Consider the following 10,717-nt stretch of genomic DNA (forward strand, 5'->3'; position numbering starts at 1 on the left):
AAGTACGTCCAGTACGAGGCCGACTCGGGCGCACGCCCAGCCGGGCGCCCAACGCCGCGCGCTGATCTGCCAAGATCCGCCGGACAGGCCCTAGGGGACGCGGATCGCGCGGGCGCCGGCATCCAGGGCAGCGGCGATCACGGCGTCGCCGGAGCCGATCACCGTCACCCGGGCGGGCGGCAGACCGAGGGCCCGGCAGCTGGCGGAGACCAGAGCGGGCGAGGGCATGTGGCACGAGCAGCCGTCGTGCCTGCCGTGGGGGCAGACCGCCCACACGTCGAAGGGGCCGAGAAGTAGCTCGGCACGAGCCTGGACGGCCTCGACCTCCGCGCGTCCGATCAGGCCACGGGCGACGCCCGGCTGGTTGGTCAGCACGCCGATGGCGAGGCCCGCCCCGCGTAGGGCCGTCAGGGCGCCTCGTACGCCCGCCATGGGGAGGACGAGGGCGGGATCGCCGTTGCAGGACACATCCTGGAGGAGGGTGCCGTCCCGGCCGAACAGCACGGCACCAGTCGGTCCGTCAGCCCCGGAGGGGCCGCTGCGGCTGTACAACCACGGGCCGGTGCCGTCCGCGCCGTCCGGCCGGTCGCCGGCCGAACGGGGCTGCGGGACGGTCGGTACGGTTTCTCCTAGGTACGTCATACTCCTGCGGGTTGCCGCCGTGCCCGGCGTCAAACGGCCCACGGGCGGCGTGCCGGCCATGCTCGCCGGTCAGGGAATGCCCGTGCCGGGCGGAGGTCCCCGGACCGGCCCGGTTGGAGCCGCCGAGGCGGCTTGGCGCACGCGCCGCGAGCAGCGGCGCAGCTCCGGGGCCGGAGCACGGAGCCGCAGGGTGGGGAAGAGCCGGTTTTCCCGCCGCCGAGAGCTGTTCGGGGAGTCGTCACCAGCCCGCCCCGTCCCACCTCACCCCAGGCGGTCTGCCCGGTTACGCCGGGTGTCCGGCGTTGATGTCCTTCACGTCGTGCAAGGTCAGCGGCCCACCGCTGGAGTGCGACGTGGTCGTGGTGTCGAACGGGGCGAGGAGGAATCCCACGTGGTCGCCCCAGTCGGCCCGGTCGAGGACGTGGCCGGCGAACCAGGCCATGGCGCCGGTCAGGACCGGGACTCCGCCCGGACCGGGCTCCCACGCGGTGGCCGCGAACTTGTCGATCCGGTCACCGGTGCGAGCACCGAAGAGCTCGGCGAGGTCGTGGCGGTGTGCGGGGAGCAAGTGGACCACCAGCACCCGTGACCGTGACGCGACGGCGTAGGTACGGTTCGCCTTGGAGATCCACACGGTGAAACGCGGTGGGTGCAGCGAGTTCTGGCCGGCGAAGCCGACCAGGCACCCCGCGCGATCCTCACCGACCGCCGCGGTGACGACATAGACCGAATAGTCCAACAGGGCGCTGAACGCCTCGAATTGACCCACGCCTCTGCTCCTTCCTGCGGATTCCCGGGCCATGGCCGCGTTTGGTGAAGCCGGTCCGCCGTCCGTGGGACGCAGCGCCACGTGCCTGCGTGCGCGTCGCCGCAGGGACCCTGCCGGGTCACGGATGGTCGTCGTGGTGGCCGCAGAGCCAGGCCAGTGCCTGGTAGGCGCCGAGGGCGTAGCCGGCGTCGGCACCGTCGTTCAGGGCGGCGCGCAGTCTCACGGCGGTGCTGCGGCATTCGGCGAAGAGCTGCTCACGGCAAGGCCCCCCGGTCCCGGGCGACGCGAATTCGGTCACGGGGGCTTCGGTCTGGACACCGGAGGCCCACTGGTAGGACGCCAGCACTCCGTGCTCGAAATCGGTGCGGGGCGAGGGGTGCCGGTTGGCCGCCTTGGTCACTTCGAATACCTCGTCCAGGCCACGCGCCCCCACCGCGGGGATCGTCGCCTCGTCTGTTGTCATGCGAGCAACCTATGTGCGTCGGCCCTCAGCTGCCTCCCGGGCGGCTCGAGCGCTCCCGCTCGCCGGTGGCCAGAGCTGCCGGTGTCCTTCACGCCGTCGGACCCCAAGCCCACCGGAGGAGCAGGTCGGGAACGAGGGCTCCTCCACCGGAGTGGTCTGTTCGAGCTGGGTACGATGTCGGCACCTTTCCGAAAGCGAAGCGGCAGCGGTCAGGGACGGTCGTCGTGGTGGCCGCACAGCCACGCCAGCGCCTGGTAGGCGCCGAGGACGCCCGCGCCGTCCGTGCCCGCAGCCAGGGCTTCGCGCAGACGGACCGAGGCGGCCTGGCACTCCGCCAGCGCCGGGTCTGCCGACGCTCCGACCACGGTCGGCCGGTGGCGGAGCAACACCGCCTGCCGGGCCGGGTGAACAGATCTCGGCGGCCGACGCCTCTCGGCGCCGACCGCTCCGCCGGTTCCTGAGGACCGGTCAGCGGCCCAGGGCGCTGGCCAGTTCCTTCTTGTTCATCGTCGAACGGCCGTGGATGTTGCGCTGCCTGGCCTCGTTGTACAGCTGCTCCTTCGTCGGCCCCTGGGAGCCGGAGTGCGAACGCAGTCCACCGCGCCGGGAGGACGAGATGTCGTGGAGGGAGGAGCGGCTGGCCGTCTTCGACTCGCCGTGCCGGGCCCGTTCCTTGTTCACGGTCCGGGCCGCGATCTCCTCGGCCCGCTTCCGGCTCTCCCCGCGCTCCAGCGCGCTGTCCTTGATGTGCTCGTACTGGCGTTCACGCTTCTTGTTCGAACCCGCAGGCATGGTTCCTCCTCCGGTGTGCGGTGCCCCGGCGCGTACCCCTGGCCTGCGATCCCACGCGTGCGGTGAGTGCTGCGGTCGCCGCGTCGGCCCCATCGGGGCCGACGGCCGCAGTTTGCCGCTGCGGGGGGTGGGCAGCCGCTCCGATACGCGTTCGCACCGGCGGACGGGAAGCGAGGAAAGATCATGGTGAAGGTTCTGCTCGTGCTCCTGTGCCTGGTGCTGCCGTGGCTGGCGGTGCTCATCAAGGACGGCCCGAGCATGAAGGTGCTGTGGGCGTTCCTGCTCCAGCTCTGCGGCCATGTGCCCGGTGTCGTCTACGGCATCTACCAGGTCGTTCAGGACTGACCGCGGCACCGGGCCGGCGGCCGCGCGGGGCGGCCGCCGGGTGCCGGGTGTCGGGGTCAGTGCTTCCCGGCGTCCTTGACCTTCTCGACGGCCTGCTTGAGGTCGCTCTTGATCTGCTTGCCGCGGCCCTCGGCCTCGACGGTGCGGTCGCCCGTGGCCTTGCCGACGGCTTCCTTGGCCTTGCCGTGGGCCTTCTCCGCCGCGTTGCGCAGCTTGTTCTCGGTACCCATCGTGTGCGCTCCTCTCGTACGGGGGCGGGGTGCGCCCCGCGCTGCGTCTGCCCGGGCGGACCGGTTTCACACCCGGAGCACCCCGGCGTGCCGTGCTGAGCGCCTCGGCCTCCTGCCCGTCGGTGCGTGTAGCCGTGAGGGGGTCGGGCAGACGCGGGGCATGGACGACGAGCGGGCGGTACTCCAGGTCACACCGGGGGCGACCCCGTGGGCCCCGGTCGTTCGCGCGGCCGACCGTGGTGCGCGGCATGATGGGCGGGACGGCACATCGCCGTCCCGACCGGTCAGGGAGCGTGCCATGCCACGGCCAGCCGAGGATTCCACCACGGCCGAGGGGGACGGGGGCGAGCTGCGGGTGACGGTGGACCGCCGGGGGGCGGTCCTCGTCGTCGGCGTGGCGGGGGAACTGGACCACGACACGGCGGGTGAACTGCGTGCCGTGCTCGCCCGCCCGGTGGGCGACGGCATCGACCGGGTCGTGGTCGACCTGGCGGACCTGCGGTTCTGTGATTCGACCGGGCTCAACCTCCTGTTGCGTGCCCGCATCGAGCGGGAGGAGGCCGGGCTGCGCCTGGAACTCGCGGGATTGCGCCCGATGGTGGCGCGGCTGTTCGCGATCACGGGAGCCGACAGCGTGCTGCGGATCCACCCGGACGTCCGGTCGGCGCTCGGATCGGCGGACCTGCCGGACCTGCCGGACCCGCCGGACCTGCCGGAGGCGCCCGGCACCGCTCCGCCGACCGGTCCGGTGTGAGGGGACGTGATGGTCCTCCCCGGGCAGGGTCCGTCACCGGGCCGCGAACGCACCAGACGGATGGCGTTCAGCGGGGTCGACGGCGCGGTGCGGCGCAGCCGTGAGTTCAGCCGGGACGCGTTGCGGTCCTGGCGCTGGCTGCCCGCCGCCGACGACGAGCAGTCGGCCGTCACCGAGGACGTCCTGCTGATGGTCTCGGAGCTGGTGACCAACGCCTGCCTGCACGCGCCGGGAGGCCCGCGCGAACTGCGGCTGCACTGGGACGGGGCCCGGCTGCGGGTGGAGGTCACGGACGCCAGTCCGGTGCCCCCGCGGCTGCGGCCCGCCGCCGAGCCGGGGCGGCCGGGCGGTCACGGGCTGCGGGTCGTCGACCGGCTGGCCGGGGCCTGGGGATGTGTGCCCGAGGACGGTGGGAAGCAGGTCTGGCTGGAGGTGCGCTCCCCGCTCGACCGCCACGTCCGCCGCCCCCTCTGACGACCCCGGTCTCCGATGACGACCCCGGTCCTCCGACGCCGTCGGCCCGTGCTACCGGCCGGGGTGCGGTACCGGCGGCGGTGCCGGATCGGGGTCCGGGTACGGCTCGGGCCGCGGGAACGGCAGGATCGGCGGTGACGGCGGGTCGGGGTCCTCGCCCGGTCGGGGCACCGGAGCGGGATGCGGGATCGGTTCGGTGTCCGGATCCGGCGGCGTCGGAATCGTCATGGCTTCGCCCTCGTCGGAAGGAGTGGACACGCTCGGTGAGCGAGCGCGTGTGCCGGCCCGCGCCCGTTCGTCGTCGAATGGGCGGCCGGTGCACCGCCCAGGCGTCTACCCGCGCAAAAGATAGTAAACCGGGCTAAACATGACTGGAAAGTCGTATGTCGGGTGGGGCAGTCATGCGATGGCCGAGCACGACCGGCCGTTCGCCGACACCGACCCGGGTGTCTCCGGGGCCTCGCTGGACGCAGCCGGGCACAGGTCCTGGGGGAAGAAGCCCCGCCGGGCGAGCCGCAGACCCGTCGGCGTTACCTGGCACTCACCCGATGCCCAGGAGAACCGGGCACCGCTGCCTAGGCCCGCGCCTTCACCGGTGACTTCCTCGCCGACACCGCCGATCCGAGGGCGCTGGCCGATGCCGTCCTGCTGGTCTCGGAGCTCGTCGGCAACGCCCTACGGCACACCGGCGGATCGCGGGCGCTGCTCCTGATCCGCGCCGGTGGGCGGCTGCGGATCGAGGTCAGTGACGCCAGCCCGTGGCCGCCATCGCCCCGGTCAACGCACCGGGCGGGCGGGCAGGGCGGCCTCGGGCTGTTCCTGCCGGACCGGCTCTCACTCCGCTGGGGGTGGCGCCCGACGGGGCCGGGCAAGACGGTCTGGTGCGAGCTGCGGCTGCCCGCCGGGTGACGCCGAGGTGCGCGTGTCGGCGAGGAGGACAGTGCCTTTCGGACGCCTGCGCGCCCGGTGTGTGTCCCGGCCGCCCGGGGAGACGCCGGGTCGAGGGGGGAACCGTGCAGAGGAGGAGATGAACCATGTCGAACGACGAGCAGACGCGGGAGCGGTCCGCGGAACAGCGGAACATCACGGCGCCGACGCCGGCGGACGTCCGGGCGAAAGCGGAGGAGGCCAAGGAGCAGGAGGAGGCCAAGGAGGCCAGGGAGCACGAGGAGCGCAACGAGGCCGAGCGCGGTCGGGCGAGCGCACCGCCGGCGGCCGGCACCCGGGCACCCTGACCGCCCGCGACAGCCAGGACCAGCTGCCCGGCGGCAGGAGCGCAGGGCAAGGCCTCAGGTCCGTCAGGGCCGGGGTGACTCCAGCGCGGTGGGCGCCGGGTCCCGGTGTCCGTCGGCGGTCGAGCGCAGGAGCGTGGCGAGGAGTTCGGAGACCGTCGGGCCCGCATCGGCGGGGTGACGCAGCTGCTTGCTCGCGGTGACGCGGTAGTGGTTGGCGCGGCCCTGGCGTTCGTGGCTGAGGTACCCGGCCTGTTCCAGGTCGGTGATGATGCGCTGGACGGCGCGTTCGGTGAGCAGGCGGCAGGAGGCGATGTCGCGCACGCGGATGCCGGGGTCGCGGGCGGTCTGGACCAGGACGCGGGCGTGGTTTCCCGGCTGCCGAGACACAACGGCGCATGCGTGCAGCGGTTGACGCGTCAGCAGGCAGGTCCGAGGACGATGTTCAAATGTCTGATGTTTGTATATGGTGCTTCCATGAAACCCATCAGCGCACCACGGCGAACGGCCAGCCTCTCCGCCCAGCTCGTGGCGAGCCTCCGCTCGCACATCGAGGCAGGGGGCTGGCCGGTCGGGACGCGGATCCCGCCGGAGCAGGTCCTCATGGAGGAGCTCGGGGTCGGACGCAGCACACTGCGGGAGGCGATCGGTGCCCTGGTACACCTCGGCCTGCTGGAACCCAGGGCAGGTGACGGCACCTACGTCCGCTCCTCCAGCGAGCTCCAGTCGGTCCTGGTGCGGCGGGCGGGCTCCGCGAAGCGGGACGACGTGCTGGAGTTGCGGACCGTCCTGGAGGAGTACGCCTCGGGCGCCGCGGCCCTGCGCCGCAGTGAGGAGCAGGTGCGGCAGCTGCGGGAGCTGCTGGCCGACGCCGAAGCGGCCGTCGCCGGCGAGGATGCGGCCGCGGCCACCGACGTCGACGCGCTCTTCCACCGGTCCGTCGTCCGGGCGAGCGGGAACGATCTGCTGATCGAGGTGTACGACCACCTCGGCACGGCGCTCACCTCGCACCTGGGGGGCCTGTCCTGGGACACGGCCCACGCCGAGGAGCACGCCGGCCTGCACCGGCGGCTCGTCGACGCGATCGAGGCCCGGGACGCGGGCGGCGCTCGTGGCGCCGCGGCCGCGATCGTCCGGCTCGCCCACGACCACGGTGCCGCCGACGACCACGGCGCCGCTGACGCACGCGCGGCCGAGGACCGGTGAGCCCGCGGCCGACCCCGGTGCCCCGGCACTCCGCACCGCACGCCTGAACAGGCTTTCCCGGCTGCCAAGGAGATCATCCGTGTCCCGTTCCCACCTCCCCGCCGACGAACTCGACGCCCGTACCGACCGACGAAGCACCCACCTGTACGCGACCGACGCCCAGTTCCGCGACGCCGCGCCCCTGGACGCCGTCACCGAGGCGATCCGGCGCCCCGACCTGCCGCTCGCCGACCTCGTGGCCACCGTGATGGAGGCGTACGCCGACCGCCCTGCCCTGGGCGAACGGGCCACCGAGCAGGTCACCGACCCGGAGACGGGCCGCACGACACTGCGCCTTCTGCCGCGGTTCGACACGCTCACCTACCGCGAACTCTGGGAGCGGGTCGGCGCGGTGGCCGCCGAGTGGCGCCACCACCCCGAACAGGCGCTCGGCCCCGGCGACTTCGTCGCCCTCCTCGGGCCCGCGAGCGCCGAGTACGCCGTGGCGGACCTGGCCTGCGTCCGCTCCGGCGCGGTGTCCGTCCCCCTGCCGTCGGGTGCCCCGGCGGCGCAGCTGGCCCCCATCGTCGAACAGGCCGGACCGCGCCTGCTCGTGGTGGACGTCGGCCAGCTGGACGTCGCGCTCGACGTCGCGGCGAACGCCCCCTCGCTGGGCAGGATCGTCGTCATCGGCCACCGGCCCGGGGCCACCGCCCACCAGGAGAAGCTGGAGTCCGCGTCCGCCCGGCTCGCGGCGCTGGGCCGCGCAGTGGCCCTGGACCCGCTGGCGTCGGTCGTCCGGCGGGGAAGGGCGCTGCCGTCGCTCCGGCGGGTTCCCGACGGGTCGGCGGCCGACGCGCTGGGTGCGCTGATCTACACCTCGGGAAGTACCGGCACCCCGAAGGGCGCCATGTACACCGAGCGTCTGGTCCGGCAGTTCTGGGTCGACTTCCTGCCCGACCGGGCGGCGCGGCCCGCCATCACGCTCAACTACCTGCCGTTGAGCCACATGATCGGCAGGGGAGTGCTGTTCGGGACGCTCGCCAAGGGGGGCCTGGCCTGTTTCGCGGCGTCCAACGACCTGTCGACCCTCCTGGAGGACCTCTCCCTGGTCCGTCCCACCGAGATCGTCATGGTGCCCCGCATCTGCGACCTGCTGCTCCAGCACTACCGGGCGCAGTCGTCCCGCCGGGCCGGGACCGGTGGTGATGCGGCCGAGCAGGTGAAGGAGGAGCTGCGGGAGAAGGTCATGGGCGGCCGCCTCCTGCGGGCCGTCAGTGGCTCGGCCCCGCCGAGCGAGGGGACGACGGCCTTCATCGAGGACTGCTTCCACGTCAGGCTGCTCGACGGCTACGGGTCGACGGAAGGCGGGATCATCTCGCTCGACGGCCGGGTGCAGCGCCCGCCGGTGACCGACCACAAGCTGGTCGACGTACCCGAACTGGGGTACTTCGGCACCGACTCGCCGTACCCCAGGGGCGAGCTGCTGATCAGGTCCGACCGGCTCGTCCCCGGGTACTTCCGGCGTCCGGACGCCACCGCCGAGGTCTTCGACGAGGACGGCTTCTACCGCACGGGCGACATCATGGCCCGCGTCGGCCCCGACGAACTGCGGTACGTGGACCGCCGCTCGAACGTCGTCAAGCTCTCCCAGGGCGAATTCGTCGCCCTCTCCCGCCTGGAGACGCTCTACGACGGCAGCCCGCTCGTCCGGCAGATCTTCCTGTACGGCAGCGGCGCCCGCGCCTACCTGCTCGCGGTGGTCGTGCCGACGCAGGACGCCCTCGACCGCGTCGACGGGGACGTCCGGCGACTGAGGCCGGTCCTGCGGGCGTCCCTGCAGCAGCTCGCCGCCGAGGCGGGGCTGAACTCCTACCAGATCCCACGGGACCTGCTCGTCGAGACCGAGCCGTTCACCCAGCAGAACGGGCTGCTCTCCGGGGTGCGCAAGCCGTTGCGGCCGGCCCTGACGCAACGGTACGGCGAGCGTCTCGAAGCGCTGTACACCCGGCTGTCCGACCGGGAGGCCGAGGAACTCCGGACGCTGCGCCGGACCGCCACCGACCAGCCGGTGCCGGCGACCGTGCTCCGGGCCGCGCAGGCGCTCCTGGGGGTGGAGGACGGGGTCGTGGGCCCCGGCACCCGTTTCCTCGAACTCGGCGGTGACAGCCTCACGGCGCTGTCGTTCTCCCAGCTGATGAAGGAGACCTTCCACGTCGACGTCCCTGTCGACGTGATCATCAACCCGGTCAACTCGCTGCAACGGGTGGCCGACCACATCGAGCGGGCGCTCGCGGCGGAGCACCGCCGTCCCACCGCCGACAGTGTCCACGGCCCGGACGCGACGCGGCTCGACGCGGCCCGGCTGCGGCTGGACGCGTTCCTCGACGCGCGGACCGTCGAGCAGGCCGGACGGCTGAGGCCGGCCGGCCCGCTGCCCGCGGCCCGGACCGTCCTGCTGACCGGCGCCAGCGGCTACCTGGGCCGATTCCTGTGCCTGGAGTGGCTGGAGCGAGTGGCGGAGCGCGGCGGCACGCTGGTGTGCGTGGTCCGCGGCTCCTCCGCCGAGGCGGCCCGGGCACGGCTCGACGCGGCCTTCGACAGCGGCGACCCGGACCTCGTGGAGCGCTACCGGAAGTCCGCCGCCCGGCACCTCCAGGTGGTCGCCGGCGACATCGGGGAACCGGGCCTCGGGCTCGACGAGGAGACCTGGCAGCGGCTGGCCGACACCGTGGACCTGATCGTCCACCCGGCGGCACTGGTCAACCACGTCCTGTCCTACGGCCAGCTGTTCGGCCCCAACGTGCTGGGAACGGCCGAACTGATCAGGCTCGCGGTCACCTCCCGGATCAAGCAGTTCACCTACCTGTCGACGGTCGCCGTCGTCTTCGGGAACGCGGCGGCCGCCGACGAGTCGGCGGACATCCGGACCGCCGGCGGGGCACGCGAGCTCGACGGTGGCTACGCCGACGGCTACGCGGCCAGCAAATGGGCCGGCGAGGTGCTGCTGCGCGAGGCGCACGAGGCCTTCGGTCTGCCGGTCGCCGTCTTCCGCTCGAACATGATCCTCGCGCACCCGCGCTACCGCGGTCAGCTCAACGTCCCGGACGTCTTCACCCGCCTCGTGCTGAGCCTGCTGGCGACCGGCATCGCACCCGGCAGCTTCTACGCCCCGGGCAGCGGCGCCGTGCGCGGGCACTTCGACGCGCTCCCGGTGGACTTCACCGCGCGGGCCGTCACCTCGCTCGGTGACGACGCACGGGAGGGCTACCGGACGTACAACGTGGTCAACCCGCACGACGACGGCATCTCACTCGACACGGTCGTCGACTGGCTGCTGGCAGCCGGACACCCCCTGACCCGCGTCCAGGACCACGCCGAGTGGATCGACCGCTTCGAGTCCGCCCTGCGCGGCCTGCCCGACCGCCGGCGCCGGCATTCGCTGCTCCCGCTGCTGCACGCCTTCACCGAGCCGGAACAGCCACTCGCCGGATCCGCCCTGCCGGCGGACCGGTTCCGCGCGGCAGTACGGGCCGCGGCCCTCGACGACGGCGACGACATCCCCCACCTGTCACCGGAGCTGATCACCAAGTACGTGGCCGATCTCCGGGCGCACCAGCTGATATGACACGACCCGTGACCGCCGCAGGGTCCGCCGTCGCCGGCCCTGCGGCGGGGAGTACGGGGAGCTCGCCGCCGCTGGGCCGGTCGACGGCGCCTACCGTCGGGAGTCGTCGGTGTTGGGCTGGGTCTTCTGGTTGTAGATCTCCTTGCCGTCCGCGTTGAAGGCGTGGACGTAGGCGTCCGGGGGGAAGGCCTTCGGGTCGGAGC

13 protein-coding genes and 1 pseudogene are annotated in these 10,717 nt (G+C 73.1%); 7 read left to right on the forward strand and 7 right to left on the reverse strand.

Annotated features, from left to right (window positions below; translation table 11 throughout):
* Positions 1-90: 90 nt before the first annotated feature.
* The 5 genes from ACFXOZ_RS40700 to ACFXOZ_RS40720 form a co-directional block, all read right to left on the reverse strand.
* Positions 91-642: an HAD-IIIA family hydrolase gene (locus ACFXOZ_RS40700; protein ID WP_380595074.1), complete on the reverse strand. Its 552-nt coding sequence runs from the start codon at positions 640-642 to the stop codon at positions 91-93.
* A 283-nt stretch (positions 643-925) separates the two neighbouring features.
* On the reverse strand, positions 926-1,411 hold the full coding sequence (locus ACFXOZ_RS40705; RefSeq protein ID WP_380522094.1) for a flavin reductase family protein: 486 nt from the start codon (positions 1,409-1,411) through the stop codon (positions 926-928).
* 118 nt (positions 1,412-1,529) lie between these two features.
* Positions 1,530-1,874 carry a hypothetical protein gene (locus ACFXOZ_RS40710; RefSeq protein WP_380595076.1) on the reverse strand — a complete coding sequence of 115 codons (345 nt, stop codon included), beginning with the start codon at positions 1,872-1,874 and terminating at the stop codon, positions 1,530-1,532.
* 209 nt (positions 1,875-2,083) lie between these two features.
* The gene (locus ACFXOZ_RS40715; RefSeq protein ID WP_380595078.1) at positions 2,084-2,239 is read right to left on the reverse strand and encodes a hypothetical protein; all 156 of its coding nucleotides are present in this window, start codon (positions 2,237-2,239) and stop codon (positions 2,084-2,086) included.
* Between the two features lie 103 nt (positions 2,240-2,342).
* The gene (locus ACFXOZ_RS40720; protein WP_380595080.1) at positions 2,343-2,666 is read right to left on the reverse strand and encodes a plasmid stabilization protein; all 324 of its coding nucleotides are present in this window, start codon (positions 2,664-2,666) and stop codon (positions 2,343-2,345) included.
* Positions 2,667-2,849: 183 nt separating this feature from the next.
* On the opposite strand from ACFXOZ_RS40720, the gene ACFXOZ_RS40725 reads away from it, so the two are divergent.
* Complete coding sequence (locus ACFXOZ_RS40725; protein WP_380453000.1) at positions 2,850-3,011, forward strand: YqaE/Pmp3 family membrane protein; 162 nt, start codon at positions 2,850-2,852, stop codon at positions 3,009-3,011.
* Between the two features lie 56 nt (positions 3,012-3,067).
* Here the strand turns inward: ACFXOZ_RS40725 and ACFXOZ_RS40730 are convergent, their stop codons facing one another.
* Entirely contained in the window at positions 3,068-3,241 is a 174-nt protein-coding gene (locus ACFXOZ_RS40730; protein WP_380522086.1) for a CsbD family protein, read from the reverse strand.
* Positions 3,242-3,539: 298 nt separating this feature from the next.
* On the opposite strand from ACFXOZ_RS40730, the gene ACFXOZ_RS40735 reads away from it, so the two are divergent.
* The 4 genes and pseudogenes from ACFXOZ_RS40735 to ACFXOZ_RS40750 all read left to right on the forward strand — a co-directional run bounded on the left by ACFXOZ_RS40735 (position 3,540) and on the right by ACFXOZ_RS40750 (position 5,704).
* A complete protein-coding gene (locus tag ACFXOZ_RS40735; protein ID WP_380595082.1) occupies positions 3,540-3,995 on the forward strand; it encodes an STAS domain-containing protein in 456 nt (151 codons plus the stop codon).
* Between the two features lie 60 nt (positions 3,996-4,055).
* The gene (locus ACFXOZ_RS40740; RefSeq protein WP_380595084.1) at positions 4,056-4,469 is read left to right on the forward strand and encodes an ATP-binding protein; all 414 of its coding nucleotides are present in this window, start codon (positions 4,056-4,058) and stop codon (positions 4,467-4,469) included.
* Between the two features lie 600 nt (positions 4,470-5,069).
* A pseudogene (locus ACFXOZ_RS40745) lies at positions 5,070-5,378 on the forward strand (ATP-binding protein); the annotation flags it as partial.
* A 125-nt stretch (positions 5,379-5,503) separates the two neighbouring features.
* A complete protein-coding gene (locus ACFXOZ_RS40750) occupies positions 5,504-5,704 on the forward strand; it encodes a hypothetical protein (RefSeq protein WP_380522078.1) in 201 nt (66 codons plus the stop codon).
* Between the two features lie 63 nt (positions 5,705-5,767).
* On the opposite strand, the gene ACFXOZ_RS40755 is transcribed toward ACFXOZ_RS40750, so the two are convergent.
* On the reverse strand, positions 5,768-6,091 hold the full coding sequence (locus ACFXOZ_RS40755) for a MarR family transcriptional regulator (protein WP_380522076.1): 324 nt from the start codon (positions 6,089-6,091) through the stop codon (positions 5,768-5,770).
* Between the two features lie 87 nt (positions 6,092-6,178).
* On the opposite strand from ACFXOZ_RS40755, the gene ACFXOZ_RS40760 reads away from it, so the two are divergent.
* Together ACFXOZ_RS40760 and car are read left to right on the forward strand one after the other, a co-directional pair.
* On the forward strand, positions 6,179-6,907 hold the full coding sequence (locus tag ACFXOZ_RS40760; RefSeq protein WP_380595086.1) for a FadR/GntR family transcriptional regulator: 729 nt from the start codon (positions 6,179-6,181) through the stop codon (positions 6,905-6,907).
* Positions 6,908-6,986: 79 nt separating this feature from the next.
* On the forward strand, positions 6,987-10,514 hold the full coding sequence (gene car, locus ACFXOZ_RS40765; protein ID WP_380595088.1) for a carboxylic acid reductase: 3,528 nt from the start codon (positions 6,987-6,989) through the stop codon (positions 10,512-10,514).
* Positions 10,515-10,717: the final 203 nt, after the last annotated feature.

It is taken from the genome of Kitasatospora sp. NPDC059160 (assembly GCF_042755465.1).
GTDB lineage: Bacteria > Actinomycetota > Actinomycetes > Streptomycetales > Streptomycetaceae > Kitasatospora.